The sequence below is a fragment of the uncultured Agrobacterium sp. genome (assembly GCA_913777615.1).
Classification (GTDB): domain Bacteria; phylum Pseudomonadota; class Alphaproteobacteria; order Rhizobiales; family Rhizobiaceae; genus Agrobacterium.
In genome coordinates this window covers 49,447-69,146 of record CAJYTK010000017.1, presented here as the reverse complement: position 1 = coordinate 69,146, position 19,700 = coordinate 49,447, and the positions used below count along the sequence as shown (strand labels likewise).

General features: G+C 58.2%; 18 protein-coding genes and 2 tRNA genes. 12 read left to right on the top strand and 8 right to left on the bottom strand.

All coding sequences use genetic code 11. The features are described 5' to 3' along the window. Positions 1-7: 7 nt before the first annotated feature. The 4 genes from QZ862_RS14885 to QZ862_RS14870 are packed head-to-tail and all read left to right on the top strand — an operon-like array spanning position 8 to position 1,030. Positions 8-196: a hypothetical protein gene (locus tag QZ862_RS14885; protein WP_296037147.1), complete on the top strand. Its 189-nt coding sequence runs from the start codon at positions 8-10 to the stop codon at positions 194-196. A 50-nt stretch (positions 197-246) separates the two neighbouring features. Beyond that, the gene (locus QZ862_RS14880) at positions 247-513 is read left to right on the top strand and encodes a hypothetical protein (protein ID WP_296077440.1); all 267 of its coding nucleotides are present in this window, start codon (positions 247-249) and stop codon (positions 511-513) included. After that, positions 510-665, top strand: coding sequence for a hypothetical protein (locus QZ862_RS14875; RefSeq protein ID WP_296037149.1), 156 nt, complete (start codon positions 510-512; stop codon positions 663-665). The genes QZ862_RS14880 and QZ862_RS14875 overlap by 4 nt, the downstream gene beginning before the upstream one ends. A 5-nt stretch (positions 666-670) precedes the next feature. Then, entirely contained in the window at positions 671-1,030 is a 360-nt protein-coding gene (locus QZ862_RS14870) for a hypothetical protein (RefSeq protein WP_296077444.1), read from the top strand. 125 nt (positions 1,031-1,155) lie between these two features. On the opposite strand, the gene QZ862_RS14865 is transcribed toward QZ862_RS14870, so the two are convergent. After that, a tRNA-Pro gene (locus tag QZ862_RS14865) sits at positions 1,156-1,232 on the bottom strand. Positions 1,233-1,473: 241 nt separating this feature from the next. On the opposite strand from QZ862_RS14865, the gene QZ862_RS14860 reads away from it, so the two are divergent. Together QZ862_RS14860 and mqo are read left to right on the top strand one after the other, a co-directional pair. Next, positions 1,474-1,878 (top strand): hypothetical protein, encoded by a 405-nt coding sequence (locus QZ862_RS14860; RefSeq protein WP_296037152.1) that lies wholly within the window; start codon positions 1,474-1,476, stop codon positions 1,876-1,878. A 386-nt stretch (positions 1,879-2,264) separates the two neighbouring features. Further along, positions 2,265-3,971 carry a malate dehydrogenase (quinone) gene (gene mqo / locus QZ862_RS14855; protein WP_296100752.1) on the top strand — a complete coding sequence of 569 codons (1,707 nt, stop codon included), beginning with the start codon at positions 2,265-2,267 and terminating at the stop codon, positions 3,969-3,971. 127 nt (positions 3,972-4,098) lie between these two features. Here the strand turns inward: mqo and QZ862_RS14850 are convergent. Further along, positions 4,099-4,173, bottom strand: a tRNA-Gln gene (locus QZ862_RS14850). A gap of 265 nt (positions 4,174-4,438) precedes the next feature. Between QZ862_RS14850 and QZ862_RS14845 the strand changes: the two genes are divergently transcribed. Both QZ862_RS14845 and QZ862_RS14840 read left to right on the top strand, forming a co-directional pair. Next, positions 4,439-5,347: an MBL fold metallo-hydrolase gene (locus tag QZ862_RS14845; protein WP_296100751.1), complete on the top strand. Its 909-nt coding sequence runs from the start codon at positions 4,439-4,441 to the stop codon at positions 5,345-5,347. Positions 5,348-5,358: 11 nt separating this feature from the next. Beyond that, complete coding sequence (locus QZ862_RS14840; protein ID WP_296100749.1) at positions 5,359-5,808, top strand: DCC1-like thiol-disulfide oxidoreductase family protein; 450 nt, start codon at positions 5,359-5,361, stop codon at positions 5,806-5,808. 3 nt (positions 5,809-5,811) lie between these two features. Here QZ862_RS14840 and QZ862_RS14835 read toward each other — a convergent pair whose 3' ends face one another. Then, positions 5,812-6,732 carry a DUF1499 domain-containing protein gene (locus tag QZ862_RS14835; protein WP_296036240.1) on the bottom strand — a complete coding sequence of 307 codons (921 nt, stop codon included), beginning with the start codon at positions 6,730-6,732 and terminating at the stop codon, positions 5,812-5,814. Positions 6,733-7,003: 271 nt separating this feature from the next. On the opposite strand from QZ862_RS14835, the gene QZ862_RS14830 reads away from it, so the two are divergent. Continuing rightward, positions 7,004-7,273, top strand: coding sequence for a hypothetical protein (locus QZ862_RS14830; protein WP_296021201.1), 270 nt, complete (start codon positions 7,004-7,006; stop codon positions 7,271-7,273). Positions 7,274-7,275: 2 nt separating this feature from the next. On the opposite strand, the gene ppdK is transcribed toward QZ862_RS14830, so the two are convergent. The 4 genes from ppdK to QZ862_RS14810 all read right to left on the bottom strand — a co-directional run bounded on the left by ppdK (position 7,276) and on the right by QZ862_RS14810 (position 15,024). Then, on the bottom strand, positions 7,276-9,981 hold the full coding sequence (gene ppdK, locus QZ862_RS14825) for a pyruvate, phosphate dikinase (protein WP_296100747.1): 2,706 nt from the start codon (positions 9,979-9,981) through the stop codon (positions 7,276-7,278). A 172-nt stretch (positions 9,982-10,153) separates the two neighbouring features. Further along, complete coding sequence (gene smc / locus QZ862_RS14820) at positions 10,154-13,618, bottom strand: chromosome segregation protein SMC (protein WP_296100745.1); 3,465 nt, start codon at positions 13,616-13,618, stop codon at positions 10,154-10,156. Between the two features lie 84 nt (positions 13,619-13,702). Next, on the bottom strand, positions 13,703-14,377 hold the full coding sequence (locus tag QZ862_RS14815; RefSeq protein ID WP_296021208.1) for a DsbA family protein: 675 nt from the start codon (positions 14,375-14,377) through the stop codon (positions 13,703-13,705). A gap of 137 nt (positions 14,378-14,514) precedes the next feature. Beyond that, positions 14,515-15,024: a DUF721 domain-containing protein gene (locus tag QZ862_RS14810; RefSeq protein WP_296100743.1), complete on the bottom strand. Its 510-nt coding sequence runs from the start codon at positions 15,022-15,024 to the stop codon at positions 14,515-14,517. Between the two features lie 110 nt (positions 15,025-15,134). On the opposite strand from QZ862_RS14810, the gene mutY reads away from it, so the two are divergent. Beyond that, positions 15,135-16,241 (top strand): A/G-specific adenine glycosylase, encoded by a 1,107-nt coding sequence (mutY, locus tag QZ862_RS14805; protein ID WP_296100742.1) that lies wholly within the window; start codon positions 15,135-15,137, stop codon positions 16,239-16,241. Positions 16,242-16,258: 17 nt separating this feature from the next. Beyond that, positions 16,259-16,870: an HAD family phosphatase gene (locus QZ862_RS14800; RefSeq protein WP_296100741.1), complete on the top strand. Its 612-nt coding sequence runs from the start codon at positions 16,259-16,261 to the stop codon at positions 16,868-16,870. Between the two features lie 385 nt (positions 16,871-17,255). Here QZ862_RS14800 and QZ862_RS14795 read toward each other — a convergent pair whose 3' ends face one another. After that, positions 17,256-18,401, bottom strand: coding sequence for a site-specific DNA-methyltransferase (locus tag QZ862_RS14795; RefSeq protein ID WP_296021217.1), 1,146 nt, complete (start codon positions 18,399-18,401; stop codon positions 17,256-17,258). A gap of 197 nt (positions 18,402-18,598) precedes the next feature. Here QZ862_RS14795 and QZ862_RS14790 point away from each other — a divergent pair, with 197 nt between their 5' ends. Further along, positions 18,599-19,681, top strand: a complete 1,083-nt coding sequence (locus tag QZ862_RS14790; RefSeq protein WP_296036225.1) for a hypothetical protein — start codon at positions 18,599-18,601, stop codon at positions 19,679-19,681. Positions 19,682-19,700: the final 19 nt, after the last annotated feature.

Genomic DNA, 19,700 nt, shown 5'->3' with positions numbered 1-19,700 from the left:
GGACAACATGACCCTACCGCTTGGAATGTATTACCGGCTTCGTGAAGAACGGCAGAAGAAGGAAAGCGAAGCTTCGCGAAAACACAGTCGCCCTCGCGCAAGACGCGCATCCGAAGGCACGATGTTTCTTCGGCTCATCGCCGTGACAGGAGGACTGCTGCTTGCGGTCTCGCTCATCATGCAATCGGTTCAATGACCACCCCAAACAGCAAGCCCACCTGGAGCATCAGAAAGAAGATGTCGCAAATGCTGCGCAACGCAACACTCATGCAGAGAGCTCGACCCTTGCCGTGTCGTTTCCTTGTCGGCCAAAGTCGCAACGGTCGCTGGATCGTCGCTGACCGTATGGGCCTTATCGGCGGTCTCTTCACCAATCGCGAAGCCGCTTTGCACTTCGTCAAAGTCGAAAGCGCCGACGTTGTGCCAATCGAAAGCTCCGTCGCGGAGGTGTCGCGACTGGAACTGGCCGATGTCTTCTCCCCTGCCAAAGCACTGAGAGGAACACGTCCGTGATCATGATGTCCGGCGGGAAGATACAGCCCGATCACAAGAGCATTCTCGCATTGACCCTCAACGCCTTAGCGGAAATCTTCGTGATGGCGGTGATCGCTTCGCTCGCCATCGGCCTCGTCGTGGCGCCGACGATTTATCTAGCGATGCGGTAATCCCCATGAAACAAGACCTGATTGGTTATTGCCTTGAGAGCGGTTTTGTGGACTGGACGCTGCTGACAAGCTGCAGCGCGTACCGCAAGATGCTCTCCGAAAACTTCTGCCGCGCTGAAGAGCGGCAAGAACGTGCTCACCGCCTGACAGCTATCCACGATTTCGAAAGCCTCTACTGGGATGCGATCGATATGGCCCGAAGCATGGGCTCCGACGGACACTTCCTCAAAGAACCTCATATCGGCGTCCTGCCATCATCGGGCCAACAGAGATACTATCTCATCTGGTCGGATGACGATCACGGCAGCATCTTCGTCATTTCACCAGTGGAGATGCAATGGCTAGGCAAACCGCAAAAGCGCTAGGCCCCAGACGACTGGATATTGACGTGCAACGACGATAAATGCGTCCAAGACACGACAAGTTTTAGAGGCATTCTGATAAGAGTCTGCGTTGATTTGGAGAGTGTTCAGATCGGACACTGTCAAGCTGGTCGGAGTGAGAGGATTCGAACCTCCGACCCCGTCGTCCCGAACGACGTGCGCTACCAGACTGCGCTACACTCCGTGACCAGCGGCGTTTCTATAGACCAGCATCCAGTTCTCGACAAGCGGCGGTTACGAATTTTTTGTGACAGGACGAGTTGCATCGTAACGAGGATATACGCGCGCTGAAATCGTTACAAAAAAGCAATTGTGGCAGGAAATTTTAAACGAAGCCCCAGTTGCCGCTGCCCCTTCTGGCGAAATCTGTTACGGGAACGCATTCCCGGCGACGACGCCGGCCCGGCTAAAAAAGGACGTTTATCATGCGTTTTCGCATCGCACTGCTCGCGGGTATCTCCCTTACCCTGTCTGCTTGCACCACCACACCTTCAATCGCCACGAAGAGCCCGGTCGAAACCCGTTGGGCCGGTCAGTCTGCTGGCATTTTCTTCGCCAAGTTCGGTCCGCCTTTGAGCGACGTCAGCAACGGCAGCACCACCACCTATACATGGCGTGGCGGCTACAAGAAGGCGAAGATTCCTGCGAAGTATGACGAGAAAGACGGCAAGCGTGGCCGTCAAATTTCCCCGGCCCGCAGTGCTTCCCTGTCCTGCACCGTTCAGTTGACCGTCGATTCGGCTTACAAGATCAGCTCGATCCGCACCGTTTCCGATCGTCCTGGCGTGAATGGCCCGAGCTACTGCGCTGAGTTCCTTGCTGGCGAATAAGGTCTGCAACTCGCAGTCTTACTACAAGGCCTGTCCGATCTATCGGGCAGGCTTTTTTACGGTGTTGTCATGGCATAAGCATCTTTTCTGAACACCGCATGTCAGCCATGCAAAAACACATTCCTTGATCTAAAACGTTTGAATTTTGACATAGCTGAGACACGGATTCACGCCAGACATTGATTTGCGCGTCACTTATCACTTTGAATACACTTATAGAATTTTTCGATGCCGCGGGCGGTGCGTCACTTCCAACGCTGCTTTGAAATTACGCCGAATTGCGCGTTCCCGCATGAAACGAGGTTGGCGCGTGTGTTGTCGCCCGTTTCCCGATGATCTATTGCGGCGCACAAAATCTGATAATTCTCAAAAAATCGGTTAGCGACATGATCAAAAACAATAAGGGCAACACCCTGCCAAGCGACATTTCTCAAGGCACTCTCACCATGAACCGCCGTCAAGTCCTCGGCAGCGCCCTGGCTGGTCTTGCTGCTGCTGCTCTGCCTGGGGTTCCGGCGCTGGCTCAATCTGCCGACAAAAAAGTCGATGTGCTGCTGATCGGCGGCGGCATCATGAGTGCCACGCTCGGCATCTGGCTGCGCGAACTGGAGCCGAACTGGTCCATCCAGATGCTCGAGCGCCTGGACGCCGTTGCTCTGGAAAGTTCCAACGGCTGGAACAATGCCGGTACCGGCCACTCCGCTCTTGCCGAATTGAACTATACGCCCGAAACTGCCAATGGCGGCATCGACATTTCCAAGGCGGTCGAGATCAACGAATCCTTTCAGATTTCCCGTCAGTTCTGGGCATGGCAGGTGCGTAACGGTGTCTTGAAAGACCCGCGCTCCTTCATCAACCACACGCCGCATATGAGCTTCGTTTGGGGCGATGAGAACGTTGCCTATCTGGAGAAGCGCTACGAGGCGCTAAAGGCAAGCCCGCTCTTTGCCGACATGCAATATTCGACCGATCCAGAGCAGATCAAAAAGTGGGTGCCGTTGATGATGGAAGGGCGCGATCCTTCCCAAAAGATTGGCGCAACCTGGTCACCGCTCGGGACCGATATGGAGTTCGGCGAGATTACACGCCAGTTCGTATCTCACCTGAAAAGCACGTCGAACTTCGATCTCCAGGTCTCGAGCGAAGTCGATGCGATCGAGCGCAATGCCGATGGATCCTGGCGCGTCAGCTACACCAATTCTACCAGCGGTTCAGAACACACGATCGATGCGAAGTTCGTCTTCATCGGTGCAGGTGGCGGCGCGCTTCACCTTCTGCAGATGTCTGGCATTCCGGAAGCGGAAGATTATGGCGGCTTCCCCGTGGGCGGCTCGTTCCTGGTGAACGAAAACCCGAATGTCAGCATGCTGCATCTGGCCAAGGCCTATGGCAAAGCGTCGGTCGGCTCTCCACCCATGTCCGTTCCGCATCTCGATACCCGGGTCATCGGCGGAAAGCGCATCGTTCTCTTCGGACCGTTTGCAACCTTCTCCACCAAGTTCCTCAAGGAAGGCTCCTATTTCGACCTTCTGACCTCCACCACCATGAGCAACATCTGGCCGATGATGCAGGTTGGCGTCGAGGAATATCCTCTGGTCGAATATCTGGCAGGTCAGTTGATGCTATCCGACGAAGATCGCATCGCGGCGCTGCGCGAATACTTCCCCAAGGCCAAGGCGGATGAGTGGCGCCTGTGGCAGGCGGGCCAGCGTGTTCAGATCATCAAGCGCGATCCGGAAAAGGGCGGCGTTCTCAAGCTCGGGACAGAAGTGGTTGCCGCCAAGGATGGCAGCATTGCAGGCCTTCTCGGCGCTTCGCCTGGGGCCTCCACCGCCGCGCCGATCATGCTCGGCGTGCTGGAAAAAGTGTTCAAGGACAAGGTTGCCACGCCGGAATGGCAGGCGAAGCTGCGCGAGATCGTTCCAAGCTATGGCACCAAGCTCAATGGTGACCCGGAGAAAGTTCAGCAGGAGTGGGATTACACCGCCGAACACCTGCAACTGCCGACACCACCGCGCATCGATGTGAGCGCGCTGAGTTCATCTGCTCCGGCGGATGCGCAGATTAAGAAGACGCCGGACATGGCGCTTTAATCACAGCGAGCACATCACTTCTCGATGGCCGTGCATTTCCGGATGCGCGGCTTTTTCTTTGGAAGCCGAAAAACGCAAACGGTAATCGCCCGGCGCAGTACGGTTAGTCGGATGGATAGTTATAAGATGGCTGGGGCGCCAGGATTCGAACCTGGGAATGCCGGTACCAAAAACCGGTGCCTTACCGCTTGGCGACGCCCCAACGAAGCAGGTGGGCGAAACGCCACTGCCTGAACGGCGCCTGATTAGCAAAGCATAGAGGCAGCGGCAATCATTAAGTTTCGAGCGGACCAGATTTCTTGTGGGTGCAGCGGCTTCTTCGTGTTAGTTCCGAAGACCAAGGCATGGCATGCGACACGCCCTTCGCGGCTTTGCGTCAGCACCTGCTGAAAACAGCAGCTTGAAGCGCAGCACTTAACTGACAGAGTTTGTGCAGCACTTCATGGATTGTGAAGAGCTTTTGCATCATGGCAGACCCGGCTTTCGATCTCGAGTTTCAACCCGCCTATGGCACTGCGGTGAGCGTTGCGGACAACGTCCAGCGCCTTACGGTCAACAACCCATCGGCTTTCACCTTTCACGGCACCAATAGCTACATCGTCGGTAATCGCTCGGTGGCGGTGATCGATCCGGGTCCCGAAGATGAGGATCATTTTCGGGCGCTGATGCGTGCGCTGGATGGTCGCGAGGTGACGCATATCTTTGTCAGCCACACGCACCGAGACCATTCGCCGCTGGCTAACCGGCTAAAGGAAGCCACGGGCGCGATCACGGTCGCGGAAGGGCCGCATCGCGCAGCGCGTCCACTGCATATGGGAGAGCGCAATCCTTTCGCCGAGAGCGCCGATAGCGATTTTATGCCGGATCTGGTGCTTGGCGACAATGAGACCGTCACGGGCGAAGGCTGGTCCTTGACCGCGCTGCATACGCCCGGCCACACGGCAAACCATTCGGCCTTCGCGCTGGATCGTGACGGCATCGTCTTTTCCGCAGACCACGTCATGGCCTGGGCGACCACCATCGTGGCGCCCCCGGACGGCGCAATGAGCGACTATATGGCCTCGCTCGATAAACTGCTCGAGCGCAAGGACCGTGTGTTTTTGCCCGGCCACGGCGGACCGGTAAATGATCCGACAGCTTTCATGCGCGGGATTCGAACCCATCGGCGCATGCGGGAAAAGGCCGTGTTGGCGAGAATAAAGGCTGGCGACCGGACGATCTTGGAGATGGTCAAAGTCATTTACCGCAGCACCGATCCGCGCCTGCATGGCGCCGCTGCCCTGTCCGTCCTCGCCCATATCGAGGATCTCATCGCAAAAGGCCTGGTTCAGACGGATGGTCCGCCTTCGCTTACCGGAATTTATCTGCCAAGATAGGAATGTCACGTATGACCAGTGCCTATAGCTATCGCGACGATCCTTCCGTGCCGAATTTTCCCGATGACAAGCCGTTGATCATATTCGACGGTGAGTGCGGATTCTGTTCGCGTGACGTCGATATTGTTCTTCTATATGACAAAGATCGCCTCTTCCGTTTTACACCGGCTCAATCTGAGCTCGGTACCGCCCTTATGCGTCACTACGGCTTCGAAACGAAGGATTACGAGACCAGCCTGCTGATCGACAGAGGCATTGCCTATTCCTATTCGGACAGCGTTCTGAAGGTGTTCGAGTTGCTCGGCGGCTTGATTGGTTTGGCAGCCACATTGCGGTTCCTACCACGCTTCATCCGCGATGGCATATACCGCGTGGTTGCCCGAAACCGAATGAAAATTGCCGGACGACGACAGACCTGCCGGATGCCCACCTCGGAAGAGCGGGAGCGTTTCCTGTCATAGGTCTCAGTTGTCGTTGAGTCCCTGCATTTGCGCATCGAGAGCATCAAGATAACTGTCGGCGATCTTCTTGGCCATGCCGAGATCATGCGGGCCAAAGCGTGAAGCAACCCGCACGTCCACCAGTGTCGTTTCGGTATCTTCACGCAGACGGATCAACACATCGAAGCGTGCTCCAAGAATCAGCGTGCGCGTATCGCCCTGCATCAACACCGTCCCGCTGCCGTTAAAAAATGTGGGCGCTGGCGCTTCCGCCGGACGCGCCAGCGGCACAGGTATGACAGATGGTAGATCTTCCACCGGCGTATCGGCCGCGCCCTCCTGAACGTCCTGTTTCGGTGCGCCGGGCTGCGCATCCGGAAGCGCGCCAATCAAGCCATCGGTATGCAGGATACGGATATGCTGCGCTTTGGCGACCTTTCTGGCGGCCGCATAGACGCGGTCGATCGCGCCCTCGTAGCGGTGGCCGAGAAAGCCGGGATAGGCTTCCAACTGCGCGCTCCGTTCCACTGGTGAAACCGCCGCCGAGCGCGGCAGCCATTGCTGGTTGGCGGTAGGAACGGAAAGCCAGCTTGGAATATCGGTCGTATCCGTCGTCACGTCATAAATTTTTGGGTTCTGCCAATAGAGAAACGCAGCGTAACCGACGACCGCAAGTGGAACGGCAGAAAGCAGTAGCGCATAGAGGCACCACAGGCCACCCTTGGCGCCAACCGACCAGAGCCGCTGGAGACCGATGAGTGCGAGCACGAGCGCAATCGCGGCAATCCCTGCCGAAATCAGAGTGAGCGCCACGAAATCCGGTGTGGTCAACGGCCCGAAACGGTGTAATGGCGCGGCAATAACGAAGAGAAGCAGCGCGGCAAAGCCGAGATAGCGGGAAAGGTACGCCGCATGAGAAACGGGCCTAACGAAACGCACTGTCATAAAGCAGCACCCGTGAACACATGCATTGCCAGAGAAAGCGCTTCAGGCGGGTATGACCGTCTGAATCACTGATACGGGGTCTTCATAAAGTGTTTTCGAAAGAATTGGAATCGCTGCACCGATTTTGCATTCCACCCTACCGCAACCTTTCCAGAGAGCGGGTCTTTTACACATCACCAATTGGGCGTATCAGGATAACATAAGATGTCTCGCCGGTATTGTTTTGCGTCAATGAATGCAATGGCGCCTGAAGCTCCAAAGGGGTATGACCATGCGTGTTTCGATCGTTCTCGGTTCCCTCGCCGCCTTGCTGGCGCTTAGTGCGTGCCAAACGCTGACACCGGAAGAGCGCCGGGCGCGCGATGAGGCCACATGCCGCGGTTACGGCTTCCGTCCGAATACCGATCAGATGGCACGCTGCCTTCTCGATCTCGATCTTGACCGTCGGGCTGACAACAGGGCTTGGCAGGCGCAAGTCAACCGCGACATGTTCTGGTCACCCGTTGTTGTCGAGCGGCGCGTCATCGTCGAAAACCGCTAACCTTACAGCGAGGCGATCTTCCTAGCAGGTGCGGCCTGCCGCTGTTGCGCCTGCGACAGTGTCGCCTGAGCGGCGGCCAGGCGTGCAATAGGCACGCGGAATGGCGAGCAGGATACGTAATCCAGCCCCACATTTTCGCAGAAATCGATAGAGGTCGGGTCGCCGCCATGCTCGCCGCAAATGCCGAGCTTGAGCTCAGAGCGTGTCTGTCTGCCTCGCTCCGCAGCAATGCGGATCAGCTCCCCTACCCCGTCGAAATCCAGCGATACGAAGGGGTCTCGCTCAATGATGCCTTTGCGCTGATAGGTGTTGATGAAGCGGGCAGCATCGTCGCGCGAGATGCCGAAGGTCGTCTGCGTCAAGTCGTTGGTGCCGAAGGAGAAGAATTCGGCAGCCTCTGCGATGACATGGGCGCGAAGTGCTGCACGGGGAAGTTCGATCATCGTTCCCGTCAGATATTCCAGGGCCATGCCGCTTTCTGTTGCGACTTCAGCGGCCACGCGGTCGATGACGCCGCGAACATAATCCAGTTCAGAGCGAAGACCAACGAGCGGCACCATGATCTCGGGAACGATGGGCGCACCCGTTCGCCGCGCCGCTTCCACCGCAGCCTCGAATATGGCGCGGGCCTGCATCTCGGCGATTTCGGGATAGGAGATTGCCAAACGGCAGCCGCGATGGCCGAGCATGGGGTTGAATTCATGCAGCGCATCCAGTCTCTGGCGAAATAACGTCTGCGGCATGCCCATGGCTGCCGCCACTTCGACGATCTCGCCATCGGTCTTTGGAAGAAATTCGTGCAGCGGCGGATCGAGCAGACGGATCGTCACCGGCATGCCATGCATGATGGAGAAGAGTTCGGTGAAATCCTCCCGCTGCATGGGCAGCAACTGGTCAAGCGCTGCGCGCCTGCCCGCCTCGTCCTCGGCAAGGATCATTTCGCGCATGACGTGAATACGCTCGCCTTCGAAGAACATATGTTCTGTACGGCAAAGGCCGATCCCTTCGGCACCGAAGGCGCGGGCAGCGCGCGCATCGGCCGGCGTATCGGCATTGGTGCGCACCGTCATGCGACGCGCGCCATCGGCCCATTCCATCAGCTTGCCGAAATCGCCGGAAAGCTCCGGCTGCGTCATAGGCACCTCGCCTCTCAACACCCGGCCCGACGATCCGTCAATGGTGATGACATCGCCCTTGCGCAGCATGCAGCCGATACCGACCAGCACGCCATTGCGCAAATCTACACGCATCGAGCCTGCGCCCGTCACGCAAGGTATACCCATTCCACGTGCCACCACAGCCGCATGGCTCGTCATGCCGCCGCGCGTAGTCAGTATGCCCTCGGCCGCGTGCATGCCGTGAATGTCTTCCGGGCTGGTTTCCATCCGCACCAGAATGACGCGTCGCCCCTCAGCCTTGGCTGCGACAGCTTCTTCAGCGTTGAAGACGATCTCGCCGGAGGCAGCCCCTGGCGAGGCGGGAAGGCCAGAACCGATAATGGGTCTTTCAATGGAGGAATCGATCGTGGGGTGCAGTAATTGATCGAGGGACGACGGCTCTATCCGGCACACCGCTTCATCGGCCGTGATCAGGCCCTCCTCGACCATGTCGACTGCAATCTTCATCGCCGCGCGCGTGGTGCGCTTGCCGCAACGAGTCTGGAGCATCCAGAGCTGTCCGCGCTCGATAGTGAACTCCATGTCCTGCATGTCGCGGTAGTGAGTTTCCAGACGCCCGCAAATCCCGATAAACTCCTGGAAGGCTTCGGGCATCAGCTTTTCCATCGACGGCTTTTCGGAGCCGGATGCTATGCGTGCCGCTTCGGTGATGGATTGCGGCGTGCGGATGCCCGCCACCACGTCCTCACCTTGAGCATTGACGAGAAACTCACCATAGAGCTCCTTTTCCCCGGTCGACGGATTGCGGGTGAAGGCAACGCCCGTGGCGGAGGTCGAGCCGAGATTGCCGAAGACCATGGCCTGCACGTTAACCGCAGTCCCCCAATCACCGGGAATGCTATGAAGATGGCGGTAGGTGACAGCGCGGGTATTCATCCAGCTTGCGAAGACAGCGCCGATGGCGCCCCAGAGCTGAACTTCGGTATCTTGCGGAAACGGCTCGTCGAGCTCGTCTTCGAGCAGTTGCTTGTAGCGCGACACCACATGCTGCCACTCGTCGGCTGAGAGCTCCGTATCATATTCATAGCCAAGGCGACCTTTTTCGTCCTCGAGTATTTCCTCGAAGACTTCATGATCGAGACCCATGACGACGTCTGCATACATCTGGATGAAACGTCGGTAGCTATCCCAGGCGAAGCGTGCATCGCCCGAATCTTTACACAGAGCCTGAACGGTCTCGTCATTGAGGCCGAGGTTGAGCACTGTGTCCATCATGCCAGGCATAGACGCACGTGCGCCGGAGCGAATGGAGAGCAAGAGGGGGCGTGGACCTGCGCCGAACTTGCGGCCCGTCATCGCTTCCATGCCGGCGAGGCCATTCAAGACCTGCAACTTCAAATCGTTGAGTAGCTGGCGTCCGCCCTGATGGTAGCGCCCACAGGCTTCGCTGATAATGGTAAAGCCGGGCGGAACAGGCAGGCCGAGGCTCGCCATTTCGGCAAGGTGCGCGCCCTTGCCTCCCAATATGGCCACATCGCCAGCACGGCCTTCGGCAGCACCATTGCCAAAGGTGTAAACCCACTTCTTCATTATACGCTCTCCACCCAGAAGCGTTCTTGTTTTTCAACCCATTATAGCATTGTCACACTGTTGGGAACGCCAGAGAGCACAAGATGACAGTGCAGTGCAGCATAATTGCGGCGTTCAATGGTCGATATCCGGCGACGCAGGGATAAAATCTCTGGTAGCGGGAGCCAGGGCTTCAGACCGCTTCCGCCAGCCTCTCCGCCATCTGCAGATCGACCGACACGAGTTGCGACACGCCCTGCTCCGCCATGGTGACGCCGAAGAGGCGATCCATGCGGGCCATGGTGATGGGGTTGTGGGTGATGATGACGAAACGGGTTTCTGTGGATGCCGCCATTTCATCCATCAGGTTACAGTAACGCTCCACATTGTGGTCATCGAGCGGTGCATCCACCTCGTCCAGCACGCAGATGGGTGCGGGGTTTGTGAGGAAGACAGCGAAGATCAGGGCCATGGCGGTCAGCGCCTGCTCGCCGCCGGACAGTAGCGTCATCGTCTGCGGCTTCTTGCCCGGTGGACGCGCCAGGATTTCAAGACCGGCTTCCAGCGGGTCGTCGGACTCGATCAGTTGCAGTTCCGCCGTGCCGCCGCCGAAAAGATGGGTGAAGAGCCGCTGGAACTGGGTATTGACCACATCGAATGCGGCGACCAGACGCTCACGACCTTCGCGGTTCAGACTTTGAATACCTGCTCGCAGCTTTCTGACCGCGTCGATTATGTCGTCCCGCTCCTTGATGAGAGCGGCGAGCTTTGCCGACAGTTCCGCCTGCTCCTCATCGGCGCGCAGATTGACAGCGCCGAGACGCTCACGCTCGATCTTCAGCCGGTCGAGATCGCGCTCCACATCGCGAATTTCGGGCAACGGCGCCCCTTGAGCCAATCCAGTGAGACGCAGCGCCATTTGCGGCTCCACATTCAAAGTCTCGCGAATGCGGCTCTCGCTCTCCTGACGCTTCTCACGGGCAGAGACCAGCCGCTCCTCGGCACGGCCGCGCTTTTCACGCGCTTCCGCCAGTTCGGAGAGTGCGGTTGCCGCCGCACGGTCGGCGTCGCGCTGGAGATTTTCCGCTTCGGCCAGGCGATCCGCGGCGGCGCGGCGCGCCTCTTCCATCTTCTGGAGTTCAGTCAAGAGGTTACGACGCTTCTCGTCAAACTCTTCAGGTGCAATATCGAGCTCCACGAGTTCGTCGCGCGCTTCCTCCTCGCGCTCCCTGAGTTTGGCAATGTGGTCTGCGGCGCTTGCGGCACGGGCAGCCCAGGTGGCGCGTTCCTGAGCGATGGCAGTGACACGGCGCTGACGGGTTTCCGCCTCCCGGTTCAATCCCTCATGGCGCGCACGTGCTTCCGCCAGAAGGCTGCGATCGGTGGCAACCTCCAGCTGGCTATCTCGCAGCCGCTGATCGAGATCCGGAAGATCGGCGCTGTTCTCAAGTTCTATTCGTGCATTTTCCTCCTGAACGGCGATCTCCTCGATCTGACCGCCGATCTGGTTCAACGCCTCGGAAACGACATCGCGACGGCGTAGAAGGTCGCCGGACGCACGCTCTGCCATGGAGAGCGCATCACGTGCCTCGGTCAATTGTCTGGCGGCAAGGCGGCTGCGCTCACGCGCTTCGGTCAGGCCAGTTTCCGCCATGCGGATCGCATCCGTCGAAACAGACAGCCGTTCCTCCGCCTCTTCCAGTGCAAAACGGGCTTCATCGATTTCGTTTTCGATTTCCGCGAGACGATTTTTCTGTGCCAGCCTGAGAGCTGCACTTCCCGGCGCATCGGCGCTCGCCACATGCCCATCCCACCGGAAGAGAGCACCCTCTTTCGTCACCAGACGCTGACCGGCCTTAAGCTGCGGCATCAACTCCTGCCCCTCCTTCACACTCGGCACAATGCCGATCTGGCGTAGGCTGCGCATCAGTGCGTGAGGTCCTGACACGTGGGAAAGGAGTGACAGGACGCCTTGGGGCAGGACTGGATCATTCGCACCGTCACCGTTCGCCGTCCAGTAAGCGGGTGCTGCCGGATCGAGCGGGCTTTCAAGATCGTCGCCAAGGGCAGCGCCAAGAGCCGCCTCGAAGCCACGATCGACCTTCAGTTCTTCCGCCACAGGAGTATAAGAGCCGGAGGCGGCACCGGCTGCCAACATTTTAGAGATGGTGCGGGCTTCGGTTTCCAGCGCATTGAGGCGATTGCGGGCACTATCCACCGGCCCGCGCGCAAAGGATTCGGCAGAGCGCGCTTCAGCAACCGCAGTTTCCGCCTGTACAACGGAGCTCAGCGCATCTTCCGCCACCATTTCCGCTGCCTCGACGCTCTCACGTCTTTCGGCGGGATCAGGCAATTGCGACAACTTGTCATCGATCGTGTCGATCTCGGAGGTTGCCTCTGAAGACTGCCGTTCCAGACGCATTTTGCGGTCGGCAAGATCGCGAATGGAGCGCTCAAGCTGGGCGCGAGACGCGGCGGTCTCGGCTCGCTCTGCGGTCAATGCCGCAAAGACCCGTTCACTTTCTGAAAGCTTGGCAGCGGCCTCCTCGAAAGCCTCGCGTGTTTCTTCGGCGTAGCGCCCAGAATCGGCAAGAATGTCGAGAAGCTCCGCTTCCTCCGTATCGAGGCGGGCGAGAATGTCGGCATTGTCCGAAACAAGCCGCTCTTCACGCTGAATATCCTCGCCAAGCTGCGACAGGCGGCGTGCCAGTTCATCGCGGCGGCGAAGCAAGCGGTTTGCTTCATCGTCCAGCTGCGTGCGGGCGATTTGCAGTCGCTGCAGCGCGGCGGCAACCTTCGCCTCGTTCTCTCGCAGTTCGGGCAGCTTAAAGCTGGCCACGCCCTGCTCTTTTGCGGCTTCCATTTGCCGCTGCGCCTTCTCAGCCACCAGATTGGTGGCAAGGTTCAGGGCGGTGTCCGCTTCGCGCTCGGCCTCAGCGGCATCCACCCAGCGGATGTGCAGCAGTGTGGCTTCACGCGCACGGATATCGGCAGATAGCATCTTGAAGCGGTTGGCCTGGCGGGCCTGGCGTTTCAGACTTTCGATCTGGCTTTCCAGCTGTGCGGTCACATCCTCCAACCGCTCCAGATTGGTTTCGGCAGCGCGCAGGCGCAACTCCGCCTCGTGGCGGCGTGAATGCAGGCCGGAAATACCCGCCGCCTCCTCCAGCAACTGACGGCGTGCCTGTGGCTTGGCGTTGATCAACTCGCCAATTCGGCCCTGCCCCACCATGGAGGGCGACCGCGCGCCGGTAGAGGCGTCGGCAAAGAGAAGCTGCACATCCTTGGCACGGGCTTCCTTGCCATTGATGCGATAGACAGACCCGTTCTCGCGCTCGATACGGCGCGTGACCTGAATCTCATCGGCATCATTGAAGGCGGCAGGAGCTGTACGGTCGGAATTGTCGAGATAAAGGCCGACTTCTGCGGTATTGCGCGCAGGACGGTTGCCGGATCCGGAAAAGATCACGTCATCCATGCCGGAGGCTCGCATGTTCTTGTAGGAGTTTTCGCCCATCACCCAGCGAAGCGCTTCGACAAGATTGGACTTGCCGCAGCCATTCGGACCGACAACACCCGTCAGGCCAGGCTCGATGATGAATTCAGAGGGCTCGACAAAGGACTTGAAACCCAGGAGGCGCAGCTTGTTGAACTTCATGCCGCGGCCTCGCCCCATCGCGCCCGAGACACGAAAACGGGCGCACGGACATATCCGGCGCCCGTCAAAATGCGGTAGCGTCGATTACAGAAGGCTGTCGATAAGGGCCGACATGGATTCAACCGACATGTCTCCAGAATACTTCTTGCCGTTGATGATGAAGGTCGGCGTGGAATTGACGCCGAATTCCGTTGCGCCGCGCTGCATCGTCGCGTTCACATCATTCAGAAGTTGCTGGTTCGTCAAGCAGGCCTCGAAGCTCTCCTGTGAAAAACCGGCCATTTTCGACATTTGCAACAGAGCTCCGCGCGCATCCTGGGCAGCGGCCCAATTCTGCTGCTGCTTGAACAGCATGGAGATGAAGGGGAAATACTGCTGTTCCGGCGCACAACGAGCCAGCATGAAGGCGGCGGCGGCGCGTGGATCGAAGGGGAATTCGCGAATGACGAAATAGACCTTGCCGGGATCGATGTACTTCTTCTTGATCTCTTCAAATGTCGTGTTGTGGAAGTGTGCGCAGTGCGGGCAGGTCATCGACATGTATTCGACGATCTTCACAGGAGCGTTCTTGTCCCCCAACGCACGATCCGGCAGGGCACCGGGCTTCAGGACCTCAGCCATGTCGACGTTACCGGAAGATTCCGGCAGATCCTGTGCAAAGGCATTGCCAGCAACAACCGGCAGTGCAGCTGCGACAGAGGCCATGGCGACAGTGCCGAGAAGACCGCGGCGGGTGAGGTTCAGTTCTGGGACATGCATGGAAGCACCTGTTTGTGAAAGACGCAAATGTCTATGATTGCGATATAGCCACACATCGTTTCCAACAAGCGGCGAGTGGTGTTGTTCTTGTCAAAGAATTGTGACCAGTCAAGGACTGTTCGAAAACATAGCCTGGTTCAGAGTGTCCTGCCCTTGGGTCGCTTTTGCATGACCGCGGTGCCGAGGCGCTCCACCGCCTTGCGCAGCGCCTCGCTTTCTATGCCCTGCATCATATCGTCCAGCTTCTTTGCTGCCTCACCCCGCAAAGGCTGCGGCTTGCGGCGGCGCGTCGATGCCGCCGAAACCGGCTTTTGCACGATCCGGATTTGACGTACGGCAGGAAAGCCGAAGAAACCGTTGATGCGGGCAATCAACTCGCCCTGCGCGTGGGTCAGGAAAAGAGCGCGCGCGCCTTCGCACGCAATGGTCAAAACGCCCGGCTGATAACCGCCGCGATCCGGCCCCTCGTCGCGGCGGGGCCAGGTGATCTTCTCAGGGCGGGTGCAATCGGCAAAATCAATGCCAGCGATCTCATCCCATGAACCAAGCAGCGCGGTGCTTATTCCTGCACGCTTTGCCAGAACGGGATCGATGATACCATTTGCCACTTCGGCAATCTGAAGGACACCTTTACGGGGTGGTCGCATAGTCACAACTCTATACTCGTGGCTTGATCGGGCGAAGCGTATGGACCAAGTATAGGACGTTTCCGTCTCAATTGGAAACGCCCTCAGCCAAATTGGAACAGACCTTACATATGCTGCATAAAATTGAAGGGTCGGCTTATGCCCAGCTGCTGCTGGCATGGTATGACCGCCACCACCGCGACCTGCCGTGGAGAACCTCGCCTTCCATGGGGGCCAAGGGGTTGCGGGCCGATCCCTACCATGTGTGGCTTTCCGAAGTGATGTTGCAGCAGACGACCGTGCAAGCCGTGAAGCCTTACTTCACAAAGTTTCTTGCCGCATGGCCGACCGTTGACGATCTTGCAGCAGCGCCGACAGAGGACGTCATGGCCGCCTGGGCAGGGCTTGGCTACTATGCGCGTGCGCGAAACCTGAAGAAATGCGCCGAAGCGGTCGCCTTTCAGCATGGCGGCAGGTTTCCCGATACCGAGGACGGTTTGAAGGCTCTTCCTGGGATTGGCGATTATACCTCGGCGGCTGTGGCTGCCATTGCCTTTAACCGGAAGGCTGCGGTGATGGATGGCAATGTGGAGCGGGTGATCTCACGCCTGTTCCTGATCGATTCGCCGTTGCCCGCCTCAAAACCACTGATGAAAGCAAGAGTTGCAGAGATTACACCTGGCGACCGCCCCGGCGATTTTGCCCAGGCGATGATGGATCTCGGCGCCACTATCTGTACGCCGAAGCGCCCCGCCTGCGCGCTCTGTCCGTTTAATGGCCGATGTCTTGCCCTGGCGCAGGATGAGCCGGAGCGCTTTCCGGTCAAGGCCAAGAAGAAGGACAAACCCGTCCGCGTTGGAGCGGCCTTCGTTGCCGTCAATGACAGGGGTGAGCTCCTTCTGCGACGGCGCGTCGAAAGTGGTCTTCTCGGTGGCATGACGGAAGTGCCGACCACAGCCTGGACCGCCCGCCTGGATGGCGGCACCGATACGTCGCATGCGCCTTTTGACGCCGACTGGGAAGCGGCAGGCACGATCGTGCATGTCTTCACGCATTTCGAGCTCAGGCTGTCGATCTATCGGGCCAAAGTCGAAAGTGACCTTCGGCACGATGACGGATGGTGGGAGCCGGTCACAAATCTTGATGCCCAGGCACTGCCGACGGTGATGAAAAAGGCAATCTCACAGGCTATTCCATTGGCATTTGCGGCATCAAGCCGCAAATCTCGGGCGATTTGAAGCAACAGGACAATTTCATGAAAAAGATCAATCATATCGTTTTCGATATCGGCAAGGTTCTCATTCATTACGATCCGCACATTCCCTATAGCCGCCTGATCCCCGACGATGCGGAACGCGCCTGGTTCTTCGAAAACGTCTGCACCCATGACTGGAATACAGAACAGGACCGCGGTCGCACGTGGGAAGACGCCGAGGCGTTGCTATTGGACAGCCATCCCGATCGAGAAGAGCAGATTCGCGCTTTTCGCAAGCACTGGCACGAGATGGTGTCCCACTCCTATGACGATTCCGTCGCCATTCTCAAAGGTCTGATCGACAGCGGCCATGACGTGACGATGCTGACGAATTTCGCGTCCGACACGTTTCGCGAAGCGCAGAAGATGTATCCATTCCTGACACTATCGCGCGGCGTGACCGTGTCAGGCGATGTCGGTTTGATCAAGCCGGATGTAGCAATCTACACTCTCCATGCGGAGACGTTCGGGCTCGATCCAGAAACCAGCATCTTTATCGACGATACGATTGCCAATGTGGAAGGCGCGAAGGAGGCCGGCTGGCAGGCCGTGCATTTTACGAGTGCTGAAAAGCTGAAGGCGGATCTTGCCGACTACGGCATCAAGGCTTGAGAATCCCTGGCGCAGGCGGGAATGGCGGTCCCCGTCCTGCGCCAGTCCAGCCGCAAGCGGCCAGATCGAAGAATCGTCAATGTGGGGGAGCATTCCGTTTTCTTGGCTTTCCACATCAGTCACCAGCGGCGCTTCTAAAAGCCCGTGGATGGATGCGGCGGCGGTTAGCTGTCGTTCCCTTGGCGTGACTGATTAAAGAGGCTTACTTGCTCGAAGCTGTCCATGCGATTGAAATATTTCATGAAAATTCGGTATTTCTAACATGATAAAACCAGGGCCCGGCGTCTGGTAAACGCCGAGCCCTGGTTGCTCTTCATCCGGGACTGAAGGTACTAAAACCGGATGAAGTATCTGGCTAAAGCAGCACGAGGCGGTGGATCGCAGACTACTCGGCTTTGGCCAATTCCATACGGATAACGCTTCTGAGATCATCGATGGGCTTGAGGACGTCGCCCTCGTGATAATGCCAGAAGGTCCAGCCGTTGCATGCATCGAGACCCTGAACCTTGGCGCCAAGACGATGGATCGAACCTGCATCGCCGCCAGACGAGACGGTACCGTCGGCACGAATGATTGCGGTGTAGCGACGTTTGGCATCCGTAAGCACCTGACCCGGGCGCACCAGACCGCTTTCAAGCAGAACGTTGAAGGCCACGCGTGGCTCTGCCTTCTTGCCGGTCATGACCGTCAGTTCAGCCTTGCCGAGCGGTTCGACCGCGGCAATGCGGGCAGAGGCTGCGTCGATGTAATCCTGCTCGCGCTCGATGCCGACGAAATGACGGCCAAGGCGTTTTGCCACCGCACCCGTGGTGCCGGAGCCGAAAAAAGGATCGAGCACGACGTCGCCAGGCTTGGTCGAGGCCATGATGACGCGGGCGAGTAGCGCTTCCGGCTTCTGAGTCGGATGGATCTTCTTGCCGTCATCGCCCTTCAGCCGCTCCGAGCCGCTGCAGATCGGGAACAGCCAATCGGAGCGCATCTGCACGTCGTCGTTGGACGCTTTCAGCGCTTCGTAATTGAAGGTGTAGCTTTTGGCTTTCGCATCGCGGCTGGCCCAGATCATCGTTTCATGGGCGTTCTGGAAACGGCGACCCTTGAAATTAGGCATGGGGTTGGTCTTGCGCCAGACGATGTCATTCAGGATCCAGAAGTTCATGTCCTGAAGGATGGAGCCGACACGGAAAATGTTGTGATAGGAACCAATGACCCAGATGGTGCCATTGGGCTTCAGCACGCGGCGGCAGGCCAGAAGCCAGGCGCGGGTGAAGGCATCATAGGCATCGAAAGAGGCGAACTGGTCCCACTCGTCATCAACCGCATCCACGAGCGACTGATCGGGGCGATGCAGCGCGCCGCCAAGCTGGAGGTTGTAGGGCGGATCGGCGAAAATCGCATCGACTGACTGGCTCGGCAGCGCTTCGAGCGCGGCGACGCAGTCACCCTTGATGATGCTGTCCTTCCAGGCATCGCTTTCGCCTGCAAGATCAAAACCGGCGCGCCGAAAATCGGCCAGTGGAAACACTGATGCCATGGGTACTCGCTCCATACGCTTACTCAACTGAACTGGCCTTATGGTTACCGAAGATGGTTATCAAAGGCTGAACAAACCCCTGAAAAATCCCAAAAAGATGGGAATGGAACCGGATATTATTTTTAACGTTTTGATTTAGGAATTTTCCACGCTGGCGGTATTATGGTGCCAGTGACGGGTGCAGGGGTAAGTTGAAAATGCGCATAGCCTTGATGATCGCCGCGACGCTCTATGCCAGCGCCGCCTTTTCCCAGCAGGCTGCGCCGCAGGCGCCGAAGCCGCAAGTGAATGTACGCACGAATGCCGTGATGTTCAGCGGCGGCCCGTCGCTTGGCGATAGCGACAAGGTTCGCTGGGATTTCTACAAGGCAGACAGCATGGGTGGCCGCAGTGACGAGAATGTCGGCGGTGCGTACGATGCGACCTTCGAGGAAAAGATTCCGCCCGGACGCTACGTTGCCGTTGCCTCTCTCGGCAGTATCAGTCGTGAAATCGCATTCGAAGTGAAGGACGGCGGCGTGACGGACCTTGCGGTCGATTTCGAGGCCGCGCAGCTGACGATCGTTCCCAAGCGCAGCCCGGAAAGCAAGGAGGCAGAGCCTCTTGCGCGCGTGACAGTCACGCAGGACGATTTCAACGATAGTGTCTACGGATCAAAGGAAATTTTCGTTCCCGCTGGCGAGTTGAAGCTTCAGGGCCGTATCGGTCCAGCTGAGGCAGAAGAAACGATTACCGTCAAAGCGGGCGATACGCTGACACACGACGTTATCATTCCAAGCGGCGTGGTCGTGGCCAATGCTGTCTACAAGGAAGGCGGCCGCAAGGTGGAGACGGACGGCATCCGCTTCGAGGCACTTGCCGAAACCGACACGCTGGACGGTACTCGTAAGACAATTACCGGAACTTATGGCCCTGGCAAGATCATGCAGATGCCGGCCGGAAACTTCATCATGAGGGCGCGCCTCGGCAAGGTCAGCGTTGAAAAGCCGTTCACTGTGACAGCCGGCCAGCGCACGGATCTTACTGTCGATCTCGATGCTGGCGTCCTTGCCGTTTCAGCCCCGAAAGCGGAGCGAATCGACATCGTCGAAACCACCAAGGACTTACAGGGGACGCAGAAGGAAATTTCCGGGCGCTACGGAACGACGCATCAGGAAACGCTTCACCCCGGGACATATTCGGTAAAAGTGACCTACGACAAGAAGACCAATCGCGAGCCGAAGGAAGTCAATGCTACGGTGACAGCGTCCGAACGCACCGAGATCAACGTCGCAGACTGACTTCCACTGCAAAGACGGT